19 protein-coding genes are annotated in these 18,670 nt (G+C 69.6%); 9 read left to right on the top strand and 10 right to left on the bottom strand.

Annotated features, from left to right (window positions below; translation table 11 throughout):
- The first annotated feature begins 33 nt into the window (after nucleotides 1–33).
- Both rsmA and G472_RS30725 read left to right on the top strand, forming a co-directional pair.
- Nucleotides 34–900 carry a 16S rRNA (adenine(1518)-N(6)/adenine(1519)-N(6))-dimethyltransferase RsmA gene (rsmA, locus tag G472_RS0101710; protein WP_029006977.1) on the top strand — a complete coding sequence of 289 codons (867 nt, stop codon included), beginning with the start codon at nucleotides 34–36 and terminating at the stop codon, nucleotides 898–900.
- Nucleotides 901–932: 32 nt separating this feature from the next.
- Nucleotides 933–2,444, top strand: a complete 1,512-nt coding sequence (locus tag G472_RS30725) for a M10 family metallopeptidase (RefSeq protein WP_051340153.1) — start codon at nucleotides 933–935, stop codon at nucleotides 2,442–2,444.
- An 18-nt stretch (nucleotides 2,445–2,462) separates the two neighbouring features.
- On the opposite strand, the gene G472_RS0101720 is transcribed toward G472_RS30725, so the two are convergent.
- The 3 genes from G472_RS0101720 to G472_RS0101730 form a co-directional block, all read right to left on the bottom strand.
- Nucleotides 2,463–3,068 carry a class I SAM-dependent methyltransferase gene (locus G472_RS0101720; RefSeq protein ID WP_029006978.1) on the bottom strand — a complete coding sequence of 202 codons (606 nt, stop codon included), beginning with the start codon at nucleotides 3,066–3,068 and terminating at the stop codon, nucleotides 2,463–2,465.
- A gap of 144 nt (nucleotides 3,069–3,212) precedes the next feature.
- Nucleotides 3,213–3,854 (bottom strand): exopolysaccharide biosynthesis protein, encoded by a 642-nt coding sequence (locus tag G472_RS30730; protein WP_245593357.1) that lies wholly within the window; start codon nucleotides 3,852–3,854, stop codon nucleotides 3,213–3,215.
- Nucleotides 3,855–3,886: 32 nt separating this feature from the next.
- Nucleotides 3,887–5,785 carry an ABC-F family ATP-binding cassette domain-containing protein gene (locus G472_RS0101730; RefSeq protein WP_029006979.1) on the bottom strand — a complete coding sequence of 633 codons (1,899 nt, stop codon included), beginning with the start codon at nucleotides 5,783–5,785 and terminating at the stop codon, nucleotides 3,887–3,889.
- Between the two features lie 210 nt (nucleotides 5,786–5,995).
- On the opposite strand from G472_RS0101730, the gene ndk reads away from it, so the two are divergent.
- Nucleotides 5,996–6,418 (top strand): nucleoside-diphosphate kinase, encoded by a 423-nt coding sequence (ndk, locus tag G472_RS0101735; RefSeq protein ID WP_029006980.1) that lies wholly within the window; start codon nucleotides 5,996–5,998, stop codon nucleotides 6,416–6,418.
- Between the two features lie 168 nt (nucleotides 6,419–6,586).
- Nucleotides 6,587–7,093 (top strand): hypothetical protein, encoded by a 507-nt coding sequence (locus tag G472_RS0101740; RefSeq protein ID WP_029006981.1) that lies wholly within the window; start codon nucleotides 6,587–6,589, stop codon nucleotides 7,091–7,093.
- 7 nt (nucleotides 7,094–7,100) lie between these two features.
- Here G472_RS0101740 and G472_RS0101745 read toward each other — a convergent pair whose 3' ends face one another.
- Nucleotides 7,101–8,033, bottom strand: a complete 933-nt coding sequence (locus tag G472_RS0101745) for a LysR family transcriptional regulator (protein ID WP_029006982.1) — start codon at nucleotides 8,031–8,033, stop codon at nucleotides 7,101–7,103.
- 119 nt (nucleotides 8,034–8,152) lie between these two features.
- Here G472_RS0101745 and wrbA point away from each other — a divergent pair, with 119 nt between their 5' ends.
- Both wrbA and G472_RS0101755 read left to right on the top strand, forming a co-directional pair.
- Nucleotides 8,153–8,755: an NAD(P)H:quinone oxidoreductase gene (wrbA, locus tag G472_RS0101750; RefSeq protein WP_029006983.1), complete on the top strand. Its 603-nt coding sequence runs from the start codon at nucleotides 8,153–8,155 to the stop codon at nucleotides 8,753–8,755.
- A gap of 25 nt (nucleotides 8,756–8,780) precedes the next feature.
- Nucleotides 8,781–9,752 carry a glutathione S-transferase family protein gene (locus G472_RS0101755; protein WP_029006984.1) on the top strand — a complete coding sequence of 324 codons (972 nt, stop codon included), beginning with the start codon at nucleotides 8,781–8,783 and terminating at the stop codon, nucleotides 9,750–9,752.
- Nucleotides 9,753–9,758: 6 nt separating this feature from the next.
- Here the strand turns inward: G472_RS0101755 and cowN are convergent, their stop codons facing one another.
- The 5 genes from cowN to betI all read right to left on the bottom strand — a co-directional run bounded on the left by cowN (nucleotide 9,759) and on the right by betI (nucleotide 14,709).
- Nucleotides 9,759–10,043 carry a N(2)-fixation sustaining protein CowN gene (gene cowN, locus G472_RS0101760; protein ID WP_245593358.1) on the bottom strand — a complete coding sequence of 95 codons (285 nt, stop codon included), beginning with the start codon at nucleotides 10,041–10,043 and terminating at the stop codon, nucleotides 9,759–9,761.
- Between the two features lie 119 nt (nucleotides 10,044–10,162).
- Entirely contained in the window at nucleotides 10,163–10,924 is a 762-nt protein-coding gene (locus tag G472_RS0101765) for a LytTR family transcriptional regulator (RefSeq protein WP_245593359.1), read from the bottom strand.
- 27 nt (nucleotides 10,925–10,951) lie between these two features.
- The gene (gene betA / locus G472_RS0101770; RefSeq protein ID WP_029006987.1) at nucleotides 10,952–12,616 is read right to left on the bottom strand and encodes a choline dehydrogenase; all 1,665 of its coding nucleotides are present in this window, start codon (nucleotides 12,614–12,616) and stop codon (nucleotides 10,952–10,954) included.
- Between the two features lie 24 nt (nucleotides 12,617–12,640).
- The gene (gene betB / locus G472_RS0101775; RefSeq protein ID WP_051340157.1) at nucleotides 12,641–14,098 is read right to left on the bottom strand and encodes a betaine-aldehyde dehydrogenase; all 1,458 of its coding nucleotides are present in this window, start codon (nucleotides 14,096–14,098) and stop codon (nucleotides 12,641–12,643) included.
- A gap of 14 nt (nucleotides 14,099–14,112) precedes the next feature.
- Nucleotides 14,113–14,709, bottom strand: coding sequence for a choline-binding transcriptional repressor BetI (gene betI / locus G472_RS0101780; RefSeq protein WP_029006989.1), 597 nt, complete (start codon nucleotides 14,707–14,709; stop codon nucleotides 14,113–14,115).
- A gap of 209 nt (nucleotides 14,710–14,918) precedes the next feature.
- Here betI and G472_RS0101785 point away from each other — a divergent pair, with 209 nt between their 5' ends.
- The 3 genes from G472_RS0101785 to choV all read left to right on the top strand — a co-directional run bounded on the left by G472_RS0101785 (nucleotide 14,919) and on the right by choV (nucleotide 18,014).
- On the top strand, nucleotides 14,919–15,884 hold the full coding sequence (locus G472_RS0101785) for a choline ABC transporter substrate-binding protein (protein ID WP_029006990.1): 966 nt from the start codon (nucleotides 14,919–14,921) through the stop codon (nucleotides 15,882–15,884).
- A gap of 64 nt (nucleotides 15,885–15,948) precedes the next feature.
- Nucleotides 15,949–16,788, top strand: coding sequence for a choline ABC transporter permease subunit (gene choW, locus G472_RS0101790; RefSeq protein ID WP_029006991.1), 840 nt, complete (start codon nucleotides 15,949–15,951; stop codon nucleotides 16,786–16,788).
- Nucleotides 16,788–18,014, top strand: a complete 1,227-nt coding sequence (gene choV, locus G472_RS30735; RefSeq protein WP_035690665.1) for a choline ABC transporter ATP-binding protein — start codon at nucleotides 16,788–16,790, stop codon at nucleotides 18,012–18,014. Before choW ends, choV begins: the two co-directional genes overlap by 1 nt.
- A gap of 1 nt (nucleotide 18,015) precedes the next feature.
- Here choV and G472_RS0101800 read toward each other — a convergent pair whose 3' ends face one another.
- The gene (locus G472_RS0101800; protein ID WP_029006992.1) at nucleotides 18,016–18,621 is read right to left on the bottom strand and encodes an NUDIX domain-containing protein; all 606 of its coding nucleotides are present in this window, start codon (nucleotides 18,619–18,621) and stop codon (nucleotides 18,016–18,018) included.
- Between the last annotated feature and the right edge of the window lie 49 nt (nucleotides 18,622–18,670).

The following is an 18,670-nucleotide window of genomic DNA, read 5'->3' on the forward strand; positions in this document are numbered from 1 at the left end:
GACGGCGGCACGGCCCCGCCCTATAAGGGCGCGATGACCGACGCCGCTTCAGCACCCCACTCGTTCGACCCCCACGCGCTGCCGCCGCTGCGCGACGTTATTGCGCGCTTCGGGCTCGACGCCCGCAAGGCGCTGGGCCAGAATTTCCTGCTCGATCTCAACCTCACCGGTCGCATTGCCCGATCCGCCGGCCCGCTGGAAGGTGTGACGGTGGTGGAGGTGGGGCCGGGGCCGGGCGGCCTGACCCGCGCGCTCCTGGCCACACCGGCCCGCGCGGTGATCGCGGTGGAACGCGACCACCGTTTCGTCGAGGCGTTGCAGGACGTGGTCGCCGCCGCCGCCGGCCGCCTGACCATCGTGGAAGCCGACGCCCTGACGGTCGATCCCGTGGAGCTGGCGCCCGCCCCGCGGGCGGTCGTGGCCAATCTGCCCTACAACGTGGCAACGCCGCTGCTGATCGGCTGGCTGAAGCGCATCCGCGACTATGTCGGCCTGACCCTGATGTTCCAGAAGGAGGTCGCCGACCGGCTGGTCGCGGAGCCCGGCAGCAAGACGTATGGCCGCCTGTCGGTGATCGCCCAGTGGCAGGCCGACGTGCGGGTGCTGTTCAACCTGCCGGCCAAGGCGTTCACACCGCCGCCCAAGGTGGCTTCCTCGGTGGTCCGGCTGACGCCGCGCCCGGCCCCGGAACCGGCGGACTGGACCGCCATGGAAACCGTCACCGCGGCCGCCTTCGGCCAGCGGCGCAAGATGCTGCGCCAGAGCCTGAAGGCGCTGGGCGACGCCGAGGGGCTGCTGGCCGCAGCCGGCATTCCCCCGACCGCCCGGGCCGAGGAGGTGCCGGTCGCCGGGTTCGCCACCCTGGCCCGCCTGTGGCGCGACGGCGCCGCAAAGGACTGATTAGGCCGGACGACAGGGAAGGAGTGAACGGCATGGCGACCGCCACCGGGGCCGGGGTGACGGGCAATCCGCTCATCGACACGCTGCTGGAAGGATCCCGGTGGACATCCCCGACGATCACCTACGGGTTTCCCACCGCCGGGTCGAACTGGAGCGGCTATGGCTCCGCGGGTGAGCCGTTCAACGGCTTCGCGGGGCTCACAACCGCCCAGCAGGCAGCGGTGGGCGCAGCACTGCGCGCCTGGGCCGACGTGGCGGCGCTGACCTTCGTTCCCGTGGCGGATCCACCGTCGGTCGCCACGCTGCGCTTCGCCGGGACGGCGGCAACGGGCACCGCCCACGCCTATCTCCCCTCCACCTCCACCCTCGGCGGCGACGTCTGGTTCGGCCCGCGCCTCACCGGCGTGGCCGAATGGACGCCGGGCCGCTTCGAGTACATGACGGCGCTGCACGAGACCGGTCACGCGCTGGGCCTGAAGCACCCCCACGAGGCGGGCGACATCAGCGGTCCCGCCGACCTTGCCGTGGATTCCGTCGAGTTCACGGTGATGAGCTACCGCTCCTTCGTAGGCGCGTCGGTATCCGAGGCGATGCGCGTCGCCGCCGGGTCCTTCCCGACGGGGCCGATGGTGCACGACGTCGCGGCGATCCAGGCGCTGTACGGTCCCAACTACGCCACCGCGGCCGATGACACCGTCTATCGCTTCACCCCCGACACGCCGGTGATCTTCACCACCGTGTGGGATGGCGGCGGCAGCGACACCTACGACCTGTCGGCCTACGCCGGCGCGGTGACGGTGAACCTGGAGCCGGGAGCGTGGAGCACCTTCGCGACCGGCCAGCTCGCCCGGCTGGACGCCGGCAATGCCACCGTGGTGGCGCGCGGCAACGTGGTCACGGCGTATCTGCATGGCAACGATGACCGCGCCCTGATCGAGAACGCGGTCGGCGGCGCCGGCGGCGACCGCCTCACCGGCAACCGGGCCGCCAACACGCTGTCCGGCAACGGCGGCGCCGACACGCTGTCGGGCGGCGGCGGACCCGACATCCTCTACGGCAACACCGGCGACGACGTCCTGTACGGAAACACGGGCGACGACACCCTGTTCGGCGGACAGGACCGCGATGCGCTGTTCGGTGGACAGGATTCGGATCGGTTGTTCGGCCAGCTCGGCGATGACGTTCTGTACGGGCAGCTCGGCGCCGACGTCCTGTTCGGCGGGCAGGGCAACGACACGCTGTTCGGCGGGCAGGGTGACGACGCGCTGTTCGGCAATGTCGGAGACGACCTGCTGTTCGGCAACCTGGGCAACGACACCATGACCGGTGGCGGCGGGGCCGACCGGTTTGTGGCACTGGGCAACGACACCATCACCGATTTCAACGTTGCCGAAGGCGACCGGATCATCGCCGCCGCCGGTGCCGTCCGCGGCGTGAGCGAGGCCGGTGGCGCCGCGGTGATCAACCTGGGCAACGGCACGACGGTGACCCTGGCGGGCGTGCCGGCCGCGGCGGTAACGGGGGACTTCTTCGTTGCCGCGTGACGTCCCCCGAACCCGGTATTACGCCTTCCAATAGGCCCAAACGGAGGCCGGCGGGATGTTCATGGGGGTGAAGCCGACCCGTTTGCCCTTCAGGCCCAGTTCCTTTTGGTTCAGGGGCGAGTGGATCATGTAGGTGTAAAGGAGGAAGCGGCTGCCCTCGGGCATGACGCTGAAGGTGGCGGCGACGATCTCGCGCTGCAGGTCCATGGGCAGAGTGATCATGGGGATGCCGATGATCACCGTGCCGACTTTGCCGACGCGCTCCGGCCCCAGGATCTGCGCGACCTTGCGGCAGTCGTCATGCACGACGTGGATGTCCGGGTAGAATTCCCTGAGGTAACCGGCCAGTTCCTTGTCGATCTCGAACGAATAGACGCGGTCGCCGGGGATGCCGGCCTCCAGCATGGCCTTGGTGATGGCGCCGGTACCGCCGCCGAACTCGGCCACGATCTGATCGGGGCCACAGATGATGTTGTCCCGCACGATCCTGCGCAGGGCGGCCGACGACGGCGTGATCGAGCCCATGGCCAACGGATTGGCCAGCCAGCGCTGGAAGAAGAGCCAGGCGGGAGAACTTGCCCTGCCGCGCTTCGCCTTGCCGGCGGTAACTTGCGATGACGTCATGACCGGCCTTTCGCCACTGATGTTGAAGTGAGATCGCGAACTGCAACAACTCGGGCGCCCGAAGGTCCCGAAACGTTGGAAACCTTGGGCGCCCGTTATGAGGCAAATCGATCGGGACTTCAACCGGGGCGATGTCCTGCCGGATCAGTCGGCTTCGTCTTTCACCAAAAGTTCATGGCCGGCGTAGGAAAGGCCACTGATGAGAATCGCCGCGAAGACCACCGCCCCCATTCCCAGGACCAGGCCCACCCCGACGGCGTTCCCGTCCCGCTCGATGAGTCCGAGCGCCAGCAGCACCAGCGCGAATCCCGGCAGCCACCCCATCAGCGGCACCGGAACGAAGGCGATGAGGGCCAGCAGAAAGACCAGGGCGCCGAACCACACCTCGCCGTCGATGGCGGCCAGGGCCGGCCGGCGGGGGCGGAGCATGCGCTCGATCCAGCGCAGCCGCGGCAGCACGGCGTCGATCATCCGCGCCGCCGTTGCCCGCTCGACCGAGCGGCGAAGCAGCCAGTCCGGCAGCATCGCGCCGCGGCTGCCGAACAGCAGGGCGATGGAAAACAGCAGCACCGGCAGGTTGAACAGAACCGACACGCCCAGTGGCACCGGCGCCACCGTGGGCAGGGAGAGCGCCAGAAGGATCGTGCCGACGGAGCGGTCGCCCAGGGCGTCGATCAGGTTGCCGATGCTCACCCTCCCGTCCGGCAGGTCGCGGCGGAAGGCGGCCAGGACGTCGGAGGTGCGGTCCGGGCCGGGGCGGCTGGTGCGGACGGTGATCTCCGCCATGGGAGAACGAGCCTCTCGGGGCAGCGGTGCGTTCATGCGGCGACTCCGGCTTCACCGGCGGCGGCCTCGTACGCCTCGGCGGCGGCCAGCCACTCCTCCTCGGCAGCGGCGAGACGCTTCTCCAGCGCACCCAGTTCCTTCTGCACCTTGGTCAGGGCGTCCGCCGGACCGTCGTAGAGGGCGGGGTCGGCCAGGCGTTCCTGCAACCGGCTCTTCTCGTCGCTGAGGCGGGTGACCAGCTTCTCCGCGTCGGTGGCCTTGCGCTTCAGCGGTGCCAGGGCGGCCCGCGCCTCGGCCGACGCACGGCGCTGGTCCTTGCGCGACGGGCCGGAATCGCGGCCGGCATCGCCGGCGCTGCGCTCGGCCCGCGCCTTCTCCAGCAGCATGCGGCGGTAATCGTCGAGGTCGCCGTCGTAGGGCTGACAGGTGCCATCGGCCACCAGCAGCAGCCGGTCGGCGGTCAGCTCGATCAGGTGGGGGTCATGGCTGATGAGGATGACCGCGCCCTCGAAGGCGTTGATCGCCTGGATCAACGCCTCGCGGCTGTCCACGTCGAGGTGGTTGGTCGGTTCGTCCAGCATCAGGATGTGCGGTGCCTCGCGGCTCATCAGCGCCAGAAGAAGTCGTGCCTTTTCGCCGCCGGACAAGTCGGCGATCCGGGTTTCCGCCTTGGTCTGGGGAAAGCCGAACCGCCCGAGGTGGGCGCGCACCTTCTCCTCCGGCGCCAGCGGCATGGTCGCCTGCACCTGCCGGATCGGCGTGTAGTCCAGGTTGAGTTCCTCGGCCTGGTGCTGGGCGAAATAGCCGACCCGCAGCTTGGACGGCCGGCGCATCTCGCCGTCCATCGGCGTCAGGCGGCCGGCCAGCAGCTTGACCAGCGTCGATTTGCCGTTGCCGTTCGCCCCCAGCAGGGCGATGCGGTCGTCCATGTCGATGCGCAGGTTGAGGCGCTTCAGAATCGGCCGTTCCCCGTAGCCGACCGTCAGGTTCTCCAGCGTGATCAGCGGCGGCGGCAGCGCGTCAGGCTGCGGGAAGTTGAAGGATATGGAGGATTCATCGTCCTCGATCCCGACCACCGGCTCCATCCGCTCCAGCGCCTTGATGCGGCTTTGCGCCTGGCGGGCCTTGGTGGCCTTGGCGCGGAAGCGGTCGATGAAGGATTGCAGGTGCTTGCGCACCGCCTCCTGCTTGGCGGCCCTGGCCTGCAGCCGTTCGATGTTGGCGCGGCGGATGCGCAGGAACTGGTCGTAGCCGCCGGCGTAGGTGACCAGCTTGGTGTTGTCGACGTGGATCGTCGTGGTGGGGATGGAGTTCAGCAGGTCGCGGTCGTGGCTGACCAGCAGCACCGTGTGCGGATAGTTGCGCAGGTAGTTTTCCAGCCACAGGGTGGCTTCGAGATCCAGGTGGTTGGTCGGCTCGTCCAGCAGCAGCAGATCGGGGCGCGAGAACAGCACCCCGGCCAGCGCCACGCGCATGCGCCAGCCGCCGGAGAAGGCGGCGCAGGGGCGCTGCTGTGCCTCGGCGTCGAAGCCGAGGCCGGCGAGGATCTGGGCGGCGCGCGCCGGGGCGGTGTGCGCCTCGATGTCGGCCAGGCGGGTGTGGATCTCGCCGATGCGGGCCGGGTCGGTGGCGGTGTCCGCCTCGGCCAGCAGCGCCGAGCGTTCCGTATCGGCGGCCAGGACGGTGTCGATCAGGCTGGTGTCGCCGGCCGGCGCCTCCTGCGCCACCATTCCGAACCGCACCCCGGCGGGCAGGGTGATGGAGCCGCCGTCCGGTGTCAGCCGGCCGGCGATGAGTTTGAGCAGGGTGCTCTTTCCGGTGCCGTTGCGTCCGACCAGGGCGACGCGGTGGCCCTTGGGCACCACGGCGGTGGCGTGGTCGAACAGCACCCGCCCGCCGTAGCGGAACGTCAGTTCATTGATGTGCAGCATGGCAAACGGGGATGTACCACGAGCAACGGGCGGTTTTGAAGCGGTGCGAACGGGCAAATCCGCGGGCCGGCCGCGCAAAAACGCGCCGGCGCGCCGACGACGCGGTTGCCGGGGGCGTAAACCGCCAGTATAACGCCGCGCACCGGCGCCCCCCGTGACCACCGACGCACAAGGGTTGGGCGCTTGCCGTCAACAAGGAGCATCCGCCCCATGGCCGTCGAACGCACCCTCTCGATCATCAAGCCCGACGCCACCCGCCGCAACCTGACGGGCAAGATCAACGCCCGCTTCGAGGATGGCGGCCTGCGCATCGTCGCGCAGAAGCGCGTCCGCCTGACCCGCGAGATGGCTGAGAAGTTCTACGCCGTCCACGCCGAGCGCGCCTTCTTCAAGGACCTGGTGGAGTTCATGATCTCCGGCCCGGTCGTCGTCCAGGTGCTGGAGGGTGAGAACGCCGTCGCGCGCAACCGCGAGATCATGGGCGCCACCAACCCGGCCAACGCTGCCGCCGGCACCATCCGCAAGGACTTCGCGGAGTCCATCGAGGCGAACTCGGTGCACGGCTCCGACGCGGCGGAGACGGCCGCCCAGGAGATCCGCTTCTTCTTCTCCGAGCTGGAGATCGTCGGCTGATCCGAACGGATCAACCGCTCCACCGAAAGAAGGGCCGTCCCGCCGGGGCGGCCCTTTTTGCATCGGGCGCCCGTGTCTTCCTGTTACAGTTGGCGACAGTCCGCGCATGGACACCACGGTCGTTCTGCGCTATGCGGGTCAGGACGATGTGCCAGAAGGAGCAGGGTGATGGATTTCCCCGAAAACCAGCCGATCGTCGTATCGCTGCTGAAGCCGGTCGCCGGCGAGGTCGAGGGGCGCATCGACCTGGGCGATGAGCGGGCCGTGGAACTGCTGGTGCGCACCTATGTCGACCGCTGCCTGAACAGCTTCCAGCAGGCCATCGCCGGTTCGGCCACCCAGGACGACGCCGTGGACGACATCTACCGGCTCGCCAGCGCGCTCAACACCGTGTTCCTCGGCGCCAGCGGCTTCGACGAGGTGATCGTCCATCCCTGGAACGCGCCCGACCAGCTCGGCGTCTTCCTGCGCGACACGCTGGCCTTCGACTTTCCGCCCGAAGAGTGCGTGCGCGCCACCCTGATCCACATGGCGACGCACATCATGCAGGCGCTCCAGGGGAACAAGGACGATTGGCGCGACTCCGTCGACGGTCTGGTGATCGAGGTGCGCGACCTGCTTCTCGGCCGGGCCGAGGCTTCCGACGACGTGGAGCCGCCGCCGGGCTTCGCCTGACCCGCCGTCACCCGGACCCGCCGCCTGCCCCCCTCAGGCCGTCGTCCCAATAGGGGGACGGGCCGAAGCGGGCGGCGAGGAAGTCGACGAACGCCCGCACCTTGGGCGACAGATGGCGATTCTGCGGATAGACCGCGTACACGCCCGATTCCGAGAAATAGCAGTCGTCGAACAGGCAGCGCAGGCGGCCCGCCCGCAGGGAGTCGCCGCACAGGAAGGTTGGCAGCGCGGCGATGCCGCGCCCGGCCACCGCCGCCGCGTGCAGCATGTCGCCGTTGTTGGCGCGCAGCACCCCCGACACCCGCACCGACCGGGTTTCGCCGTCATGGCGAAACTGCCACTGCTCGGCCGTCGGGGTGTTGGTGTAGATCAGGCAGGCGTGGCCCGCCAGATCGTCGGGCGTGGCGGGCGTGCCGTACGCCTCCAGGTAGGCCGGGCTGGCGCACACCACACGGTGGTTGGGGGCAAGGCGCCGGGCGATGAGCGAACTGTCGCGCAGCCGCCCGATGCGCACCGCCACGTCGTACCCCTCGTCGATCAGGTCCACGAAGCGGTCGTTCAGATCGATCTCGATCTCGATGGCGGGATGGGCGTCCAGGAATTGGGCGATCGCCGGGGCCAGGTGCAGCAGTCCGAAGGACAGCGGTGCGTTGATCTTCAGCCGGCCGCGGGGGGTGGCGTGCAGGTCCGACGCGGCACGCTCCGCCTCCTCCAGGTCGGCGAGGATGCGGATACAGCGCTCGTAGAACGCCTGTCCCACCTCCGTCAGGCTGAGGCGGCGGGTGGTGCGGTTCAGCAGACGGGCGCCCAGCCGGTATTCCAGATCGGCGATCCGCCGCGACACCACCGACTTGGACAGGCCCAGCTTGTCGGCCGCCGCGGTGAAGCTGCGGGCCTCCACCACCTTGATGAAAGCGTGCATGTCGTCGAGGCGGTCCATGGATTGTCCCCCGATCCGGAACAATATGGTGTCCGGATGCCCGATTTCCGGCTCGGCGTCAACGCGCTACCTCTGTGCGTGCGGCGATGCCCCGCCGGATCATGCAACGGGAGTACGAAATGGCCAAGGTCCTGGTTCTCTACTACAGCAGCTACGGCCACACCGCGACAATGGCCAACGCCGTCGCCGAAGGCGCGCGCTCGGTCGCCGGCACCGAGGTGGCCGTGAAGCGGGTGCCCGAACTGGTGCCCGACGAGGTCCGCGCCAAAGCCAACTTCAGGGACGATCCTTCGGTGCCCGTCGCAACGGTCGATGAGCTGCCCGGCTATGACGCCATCATCTTCGGCACGCCGACGCGGTTCGGCAACATGGCGGCGCAGATGCGCAACTTCCTGGACCAGACCGGCGGCCTGTGGGCCAAGGGCGCGCTGATCGGCAAGGTGGGCAGCGTCTTCACCTCCACCGCGACCCAGCACGGCGGGCAGGAGAGCACCATCCTCACCACCCACGTGACCCTGCTCCACCACGGCATGGTGATCGTCGGGCTGCCCTACAGCTTCCAGGGCCAGATGGGGCTGTCGGAGATTGTCGGCGGCTCGCCCTATGGCGCGTCGACCATCGCCGGCGGCGACGGGTCGCGGCAGCCGAGCGCGGTCGAACTGGATGGCGCGCGGTTCCAGGGCCGCCACGTGGCCGAAATCGCCACCAAGCTGTTCGGGTAAGCGTACGTCTGCAAAGGAGTGACCCATGGGACTGCTGATCGACGGCCGCTGGACCGACCAGTGGTACGACACCGCCGCCACCGGCGGCGCCTTCGTCCGGCCGGAGACGCAGTTCCGTGACCGGGTGAGCGCCGACGGTTCCACCCCCTACCGGGCGGAACCGGGGCGCTACCATCTCTACGTCTCGCTTGCCTGCCCGTGGGCGCATCGCACGCTGATCGTGCGCGCCCTCAAGGGGCTGGAGGACGTCCTGTCCGTCTCGGTCGTCGATCCGCTGATGCGGGAGAACGGATGGGAGTTGCCGGAGGGTGCCGACGCCGTCAACGGCAAGCGCTTCCTGCACGAGGTCTACACCAAGGCGCGGTCCGACTACAGCGGCCGGGTCACCGTGCCGGTGCTGTGGGACCGCCGCACCGGCACGATCGTGAACAACGAATCGGCCGAGATCATGCGCATGCTGAACCGGGAGTTCGACGCGTACGGCAACGCCGCGCTCGACCTCTGCCCGGAGGACCTGCGCGCGGAGATCGACCGCGTCAACGCCTTCGTCTACGACCGGGTCAACAACGGCGTCTACAAGGCCGGCTTCGCCACCACGCAGGACAAGTACGACGCCGCCTTCGACGCGCTGTTCGCAGCACTCGACGACCTCGACCGCCGCCTCGCCACCACCCGTTATCTGGTCGGCAACCGATTGACCGAGGCGGACTGGCGCCTGTTCACCACGCTGGTGCGTTTCGACCCGGTCTATGTCGGCCATTTCAAGTGCAACCTGCGCCGGATCGCCGACTATGCCAACCTGTCGGGCTATCTGCGCGACCTCTATCAGGTCCCCGGCGTCGCCGGAACGGTCGATTTCGACCACATCAAGCGGCACTACTACGCCAGCCATACGATGATCAACCCGACCGCCATCGTCCCCAAGGGTCCCACCCTGGACCTCGACGCCCCCCACGGGCGGGAACGGCTGGGCCCGGCCCCCGGTGCTGCGGCGTAAGCGCGCTCAGAAGCACTCCTCCTCCAGCTTGCGCAGGGCGGCCAGGGCCTCCTCGTCCTCATGCTCCTCGAACAGTTCGACCATGTAGTAGACATGGGAGTGCATGAGCAGCAGCGCGTCCGCCGGGGCGCCGCCCGCCCGGGCCTGCGCCAACCGTTGCTTGAAGCGCTCCCAGAAGGCGTTGGTCGTGGCGGGATCGTCGATGTAGCGCCGCAGGTGCCGCAGCACCGCGTCCATGTTCCCGTCGAAGTCGATGGAGGCGAAAGAGGTGTAGCGGGCAAGCCGGGTCATCATCCCACCTGTGGAGCCGTGTGCCCGGACACCCTGTCACCGGCGCGCGCGGCGCTCAACCGGCGACGCGCCAACCGCCGCCGCCATGCACGAATAGCATCGCCGGCGCACGAACGGCATCATACGGCCAGCAGCCGGCGCACCAGATCCACCTTGTCGCGGCTGACGGGAATGCGCGCCGGCGTATGCTCGCCGGTCAGGGCCAGGGTCCAGCGTCCGTCCACGCGCTCCACGGCGCGGACATGGCGCAGGTTCACCAGATGGCGCCGGTGGATGCGCACGAACACCAGCGGGTCCAGCCGCTCCTCCAGCTTGGCCAGCGGCAGCGGGCAGAGATGGACGCCGGCCGCGGTCAGCGCCTCGGCGTAGTGGCCCCGCGCACTCAGGCACAGCACGTCGGAGATGTCCACCAGGGCGGTGGCGCTGCCCCGGTGGATCGGCAGCTTCAGCAGACGCGGGCGGTCCGCCGCGGCGTCGCCCGCCATGGGAAGATCGCCGAGGGCGTGGAACATCATGCAGAATCCCCCGTCGCCCAGCAGCGTGACCTTGGCCACCAGACTGCCCATGGGGGTGGTCACCACCATGCCGGCGGTGCCGTCGTCGGCGTTCTCGGCGGCGTCGATCAGCCAGCGCACGCGGGCGCGGGCCGCCGACGGGTGCAGGTCCAGGATGTCGACGCCCAGCGGGTTGGCGTCGCGCAGCCGCAGCAGTCGGCCGGCCACCGCGTTGACCGCGGTGACCCGTCGGCAAACGTCCAGGATCACCACGCCGACGGGCGTGCGCTGCAGGCGGTATTCGAAACTTCCCGAGGGGGCCGGTGCGGGCCGGCGGGCGGTGGTCATGGCGTGTGCCAGGGTCGGCCAGCCGCGCCCGGCGTGCAAGGGGGATTCGCAGCGGGGGCAGGAGACTCAGCGCTGGGCCGTCCGCCAGGTCTCCGCCACATGGAAGGGGGCGTTGGACGGGGGCAGGGGCGGGCGGCCGCGGATGATGTCCGCCGCCTTCTCCGCGATCATGATCGTCGGGGCGTTCAGGTTGCCGGAGACGATGGAGGGCATGACGGAGCTGTCCACGACCCGCAGCCCCTCCAGCCCCCGCACGCGGCAGTCCCCGTCGACCACCGACTCGTCATCGGAGCCCATCTTGCAGGTGCAGGAGGGATGGAACGCGCTCTCGCAATGGCCGGCCACCCAGGCGTCGATCTCCGCGTCGGTGCGCACCGCCGGTCCCGGCGCCAGTTCCGCCCCGCGGAAGGGGGCGAAGGCCGGTTGCGCGAAGATCTCGCGGGTCAGGCGCACGGCCGCCCGCATCTCCACCCAATCGTCGGGGTGGCTCATGCAGCGGGGGTCGATCAGCGGATGCTCGCGCGGGTCGGCGCTCTTCAGGGTCACCGTGCCGGTGCTGCGGGAGCGCATGGGGCCGACGTGCGCCTGGTAGCCGTGGCCGCCCGACGGGTTGCGGCCGTCGTAGCGCACGGCCATGGGCAGGAAATGGTATTGCAGGTCGGGATGCCGGACCCCGGCGCGCGAGCGGATGAAACCGCCGGCCTCGAAATGGTTGGTGGCGCCGGGACCGCTGCGGAACAGCAGCCACCGCGCCCCGATGCACAGCATGCGCAGGGGGTTGAGGGCGGAATGGAGGGTGATCGGCTGCAGCGATTCCTGCTGCACGTAGATCTCCAGATGGTCCTGGAGGTTGCGCCCCACGCCCGGCAGGTGGTGGCGCGGCCGCACCCCGGCGGCGCGCAGGGACCCGGCGTCGCCGATGCCCGAGAGCATCAGAAGCTGCGGCGAGTTGATGGGGCCGCCGGACAGGATGACCTCCCGCTCCGCATCGACTCGGCACAGGCCGCCGTCGCGGGTGGCGTATTCCAGGCCGCGGGCGCGTCCGTTCTCCAGCAGCACCCGGGTGGTGAGGGCGCCGGTGCGCACCGTCAGGTTCGGCCGCCGGCGCGCCGGGTGCAGATAGGCCCTGGCGGCGGACCAGCGCCGGCCGCCGTGGACCGTCATGTCCATGGTGCCGAACCCCTCCTGCCGAAAGCCGTTCTGGTCTTCGGTGCGGGGATAGCCGGCCTCGACCGCCGCCTCGATGAACGCCCGGTACAGCGGGTTGCGGGCGGCCCCGGTGGTCACCCGCAGCGGGCCGTCACCGCCGTGGTAGTCGTCGGCCCCGCCGTCCCGCGCCTCCGCCCGGCGGAAATAGGGCAGGACATTGGCGTAGGACCAGTGGCGCAGGGCCGGATCCTCCGCCCATCGCTCGTAGTCCAGCGCATGGCCTCGCACATAGGCCATGCCGTTGATGGAGGAGGAGCCCCCCAGCACCCGGCCGCGCGGCCAGTGCAGCCGGCGCCCCCCCAGGTTGGGTTGCGGCACGGTGTGATAGTCCCAGGCGTAAGTGCGCGAATGCATGGGGTAGCTGAGCGCGCTCGGCATGTGGATGCGCCAGTCCCAGGCGTGGTCGCGCGGACCGGCCTCCAGCAGCAGCACGGTGACGTCGCGGTCCTCGGTCAGCCGGCTGGCCAGCACGCAGCCCGCCGATCCCGCCCCGACGATGACGTAGTCGAAGGTCTCGCCCATCGCGGCTTCCCCTCCCTGTATCGTTCAGTACGGGCTGTCGACGTCGCCCAGCGCCACATAGACGCTTTTGATCTGGGTGTAGTGCTCGACGGCGGCGTGGCCGTTCTCGCGGCCGATGCCCGATTGCTTGATTCCCCCGAACGGCATCTCCACCGGTGTCAGGTTGTAGCTGTTGATCCAGCAGGTCCCCGCCTCCAGCCGGGCCACCACCCGGTGGGCGCGGGCGATGTCGCGGGTGAACACCCCGGCCGCCAGCCCGTACGGGGTGGCGTTGGCGCGGGCGATCACCTCGTCCTCCCCGTCGAAGGTCAGGACCGCCATGACCGGCCCGAAGATCTCCTCCCGCACCACGGCCATGTCATCGGTGCAGTCGGCGAAGATCGTGGGGGCGACGTACCAGCCGTCGGCGCAGGCGCCGTCGGTCACCCGGTGCCCGCCGGTGACCAGGGTGGCCCCCGCCCGCCGGCCCTGCGCGATGCAATGAAGCACCTTCTGCATGTGCTCCGCCGCGATCAGCGGCCCCACATGGGTGGCAGGGTCGAGGGGATCGCCGATCACCATGCGTTCCGTGCGGGCCTTCAGCCGCTCCAGGAAGGCGTCGCGCACGGTGCGGTGCACGAACACCCGCGTGCCGTTGGAGCAGATCTCCCCCTGGCTGTAGAAGTTGCCGAGCAGGGCGCCGCCAACGGCGTTGTCCAGGTGCGCGTCGTCGAACACGATCAGCGGCGACTTGCCGCCCAGCTCCATGGTCACCGGCTTCAGCGTGCGGGCGGCGTCGGCCATCACCGCCTTGCCCGTCTTCACCTCGCCGGTCAGCGACACCTTGGCCACGCCGGGATGCCGGGTCAGGGCGCGGCCGGTGTCGGCGAAGCCCTGGACGACGTTGAAGACACCGGGCGGCAGCCCGGCCTCGGCGTAGATTTCGGCCAGCCGGACGGCGGTCAGGGGCGTCAGCTCGGCCGGCTTGAACACCATGGCATTGCCGCAGGCGAGCGCCGGCGCCGATTTCCAGCAGGCGATCTGGAGCGGGTAGTTCCATGCGCCGATCCCTGCGCACACCCCAAGCGGCTCCCGCCGGGTGTAGGCGAACGCCTGCGGCCCCAGCGGAATGTGCCTGCCGGTGAGAGTCGGGGCCAGGCCGGCGAAGTAGTCCAGGCAGTCGGCCCCGGACACCACGTCGACCACCCGGGTTTCCTGGATCGGCCGGCCGGTGTCGAGGGTTTCCAGACGGGCCAGCTCGTCGTTGCGGGCGCGCAGCAGGTCGGCGGCGCGGCGCAGGATGCGCCCGCGCTCCGCCCCGGTCATGGCCGACCACACCGCGAACCCCTCGCGCGCCGCGGCGACGGCGCGGTCGACGTCGGCGTCGGACGCCAGGGCGACGCGGGCGAGCACGGCACCGGTGGCCGGGTTGCGGGTCTCGAAGGTGGCGCCGGAGACCGCTTCGGTCGGCCGGCCGCCGATGTGGAGAGGGATGACGTCCATGGCTGTTCCGTCGTTCAAAGGTCGGCACCGGCGGCGGCCAGGTGCAGGCGCAGGGTATCCATGACCCGCCGGCGCGCGCGGACGGTGTCGAGACCACCGCCGGCCAGCGCCGCCCGCACCCAGATGCCGTCGATCAGGCTGGCCAGCAGTTCCGCCACGTCGGCGGCGGCCTCCCGGTCCAGGCCGAGCCGCCGCAACTCCCGCCGCAGGTTGGAGCGCAGGCGCGACCGGTAGATCCGTTGCAGCCGCGCCAGGTCGGGGGCGTGGGGAACCTGCGCCCAGAAGGCCAGCCAGGAGGCCACCACGGGGGGCGTGCACTGGGTTTCATGGAAGTTGGCAGCGACGATGGCGGCGATGCGGTCCAGGGGCGCGTCGGCTGCGGCGAGTTGGCTCACGGTGGTCCGGCGCAACTCGGTCAGCAGGGACCGCATGGTGGCCTCCAAAAGCTCCCCCTTGCTGCCGAAGTAGTGGGAAATAATTCCCGGCGATAGACCGGCCAAAGCGGCAATTTTCGCCACCGTTGTATCGTCATAACCATAGGCGTGGATGGCGTCGATCGTGGCTTCGATGAGCTGGCGCCGACGGATCGGCTGCACTCCGACTTTTGGCATATTATCGGCCGTTGTTCTGCAGCGTGCATTGTCATTGAAAGGCCCAACCTGTCTTATTTTAATTGAACAGTCAATCAAGAACCGGATTGCGTCTGCCTCTGGCGCGGCTTCCGAAAATGGCAGTACGGTTACGGCCGGGAGGGCTGCCGTCCGCCGGGCGTCGGTGCGTTGCCGTTCGCCCGCCCCTGGAAGAGGAGACACCAGACACGATGACCACCCCATCGCCCCGACGCGCCGCCCTGGCCGGCGCCCTGCTGACGACCCTGCTCACCGCCGGCACCATCACGGGCGCCGCGGCGGCCGACCCGGAGTCCTGCCGGTCCGTGCGTTTTTCCGACGTGGGCTGGACCGACATCACGGCGACCACCGCCGCCACCTCCGTCGTGCTGGACGCGCTGGGCTACCGGCCGACGGCGGAGATGCTGGCGGTGCCCGTGACCTACGCCAGCCTGAAGAACGGCGACATCGACGTGTTCCTGGGCAACTGGATGCCGACCATGGAGGCGGATATCGCCCCCTATCTGGCGGACGGCTCGGTGGAGACGCTGGGGCCGAACCTCACGGGTGCCAAGTACACGCTGGCAGTGCCGAAGTACGTGGCCGACGGCGGCCTGCGCAGCTTCGCCGACATCGCGACCTTCAAGGATAAGCTGAAGGGCCGGATCTACGGCATCGAACCGGGCAACGACGGCAACCGGCTGATCCAGGGGATGATCGACGCCGGCACCTTCGGCCTGAAGGGGTTCGAGCTGGTCGAAAGCTCCGAGCAGGGCATGCTGGCGCAGGTGTCGCGGGCGGAAAACCGCAAGGAATGGATCGTCTTCCTGGGCTGGGAACCGCACCCGATGAACGCCAACCACGACATGGTGTACCTGTCGGGGGGTGACGACGTCTTCGGCCCCGACTTCGGCGGCGCCACCGTTCACACCAACGTGCGCAAGGGCTACCGGACGGACTGCCCGAACGTCGGCCGCTTCGTGGGCAACGTCACCTTCACGCTCGCCATGGAGAACGAGATCATGGGGGCCATCCTCAACGACGGGGCGGAGCCGGACGCCGCCGCCAGGGCGTGGCTGAAGAAGCACCCGGACGTGGCGCTGGGCTGGCTGGACGGGGTCACCACCTTCGACGGCGGCGACGCCCGGGCCGCCGTCGCGAAGGCGCTGGCCAACTGACCGGCGGCCCCGGTGCCGGCCGTTCCGCCGCCGGCACCGGGGTCCGCAACGCGGACGTGATCCCATGAACTGGCTGACCGAACACAAGATCCCGCTGGGGCACTGGATGCGCCTGGCCGTGGACTGGCTGAACGAGCACGCGGCGTTCGTGTTCTACGCCATATCCGACGGGCTGGGCGCGATGATCGGGGCGGTGACCGACCTGCTGCTGTGGGCGCACCCGCTGGCCCTGATCGGGCTGTTCGCGGCGCTGGCCTGGTGGCTGCACCGCTCGTGGCGGCTGGTGGCGCTGATCGTGCCGGCGCTGCTGCTGATCGTCAACCTGGGCTATTGGGCGGCGACCATGGAGACGCTGGCGCTGGTGCTGTTTGCCACCGCCATGTGCATGGCCGTCGGCGTGCCGCTGGGGATCGCGGCGGCGCATCGGCCCTGGCTCTACCAGGTGCTGCGGCCGGTTCTCGACCTGACGCAGACGATCCCGACCTTCGTCTACCTTATCCCGACGCTGATCCTGTTCGGGCTGGGCGTGGTGCCGGGACTGATCTCCACGGTGATCTTCGCCGTGGCGGCGCCGGTGCGCCTGACCCATCTCGGCATCTCGTCCACCCCGCGGCCGCTGCTGGAGGCGGGGGAGAGTTTCGGCGCGTCGCGCCGTCAGCTTTTGTGGAAGATCGAACTGCCCCACGCCATGCCCGCCATCATGGCCGGCCTGACCCAGTGCATCATGCTGTCCCTGTCGATGGTGGTGATCGCCGCCCTGGTCGGCGCCGGCGGGCTGGGCAAGCCGGTGGTGCGGGCGCTCAACACCGTCAACATCGGCATGGGGTTCGAGGCGGGGCTGGCCATCGTCATCCTGGCGATCGTCATGGACCGCGTGTTCAAGCAACCGGAAAGGAAGCGCTGATGAGCGGCGCACCCGCGGTGTCGTTCCGCGCCGTCGACGTGGTGTTCGGCAAGCGGCCGAATCCGGCCCTGGCCCTGCTCGATCAGGGGCTCGACCGCACGGCGATCCAGGAACGGACGGGCCACATCGTCGGCGTCGCCGGCGCCACGCTGGACGTGCGCGAAGGCGAGATCTGCGTGCTGATGGGGCTGTCGGGATCGGGCAAGTCGACGCTGCTGCGCTGCGTCAACGGTCTCAACAGCCCGACCCGCGGCCGCATGCTGGTGACCGTGGCGGGGCGCACCATCGATGTGGCGTCGTGCGACCGGCGCGCCCTGAACCATCTGCGCACCCACGCCATCGCCATGGTGTTCCAGCAATTCGCGCTGCTGCCCTGGCGCACGGTGGCGGAGAACGTGGGATTCGGCCTGGAACTCCAGGGCGTGCCACGGGCGCAGCGCGACGCGGTGGTGGCCGAGAAGCTGGCCATGGTGGGCCTGGAGGCGTGGAAGAACGCCTACGCCCACGAGCTGTCCGGGGGCATGCAGCAGCGCGTCGGGCTGGCCCGCGCTTTCGCGCTCGACGCGCCGATTTTGCTGATGGACGAACCGTTTTCCGCCCTCGACCCGCTGATCCGCTGCAAGCTGCAGGACGAACTGCTGGAGCTTCAGCAGCGGCTGCGCAAGACCATCATCTTCGTCAGCCACGACCTGGACGAGGCGATGAAGCTGGGCAACCGCATCGCCATCATGGACAACGCCCGCATCGTCCAGACCGGCACGCCGGAGGACATCGCGCTCAACCCCGTGAACGCTTACGTGGCCGACTTCGTGGCCCACATGAACCCGATCAACGTTCTGCGCGGCGCCTCGATCATGACGCCGGTGGACGCCCTGCGCACACTGAACGGCGTGGTGATGGTGGAGGCGGAGACGCGGACCGCCGTGCGCCTGGACGGGCAGGGGGGGCCGGCGTCGGCCACCATGGACGGCCGGGACGCGGTGCCCATCGTCGACTACCGCGGCCCCGCCCAGGTGGACGGGCTGGCGCGGCGCACCGTCGTCTCCGCGCCGCCCCACATCACCATGCGCGAAGCGCTGGAGATCCGCCGCCGCACCGGCGCCCCCATCATCGTCAAGGCCGACGGCCGGCTGATCGGCGCCATCGGCAACGCCGAACTGTACCGCGGCATCCTCGGCCGCCCCGCCGATCGCGTCAGCGACGACGGCCGTCAGGACGCGGTGTGATTCACGCAACCGTCCACACGGCCCGCAGCCGGTCGCGATGGCGGGCGAACCAGGCGAGCGCGATGACGGTGACGGAGTTGTTCAGCTTGTTCTCGTCCAGCAGACGGATCGCCTCGTCGGCGGTGACCACCTTGACGCGGATATCCTCGTGCTCCTCCGCCAAGCCGCCGGTCGCGGCCAGGCCGGTGCTGTCGACCCGCCCGCAGAACACCGACACGTATTCGGTGAAGGCGCCGGGGCTGGAGAAATAGTCGCAGATCGACTCGATCTCGCGCACGGTACAGCCGGCCTCCTCGAACGCCTCGCGCCGTGCCACCGCCTCGGCCGATTCGTCCCGGTCGATCATGCCGGCGACCACCTCGGTCAGCCAGGGGTTCAGCCCCGATGCCGCGGCGCCGGTGCGGAATTGCTCGATCAACACCACCGCATCCCGGTCAGGATCGTAGAGCAGGATGCCCACCGCGTGCCCGCGGTCGCAGACCTCCCGCGCCAGGGGCGGCGTCCAGGTGCCGTCGAACCGGCGGTGACGCATGCGGTAGACATCGACCTTGAGAAAGCCGTCGTGAACCGTCGTGGATTCCAGAATGTCGACGTCGGGGTGATTCATGGCGCGCGCGTCCTCGCGGAGGGGTGGGGGCCCCGCCGGTGTACCCCAA

This window comes from Azospirillum halopraeferens DSM 3675, from assembly GCF_000429625.1.
GTDB lineage: Bacteria > Pseudomonadota > Alphaproteobacteria > Azospirillales > Azospirillaceae > Azospirillum > Azospirillum halopraeferens.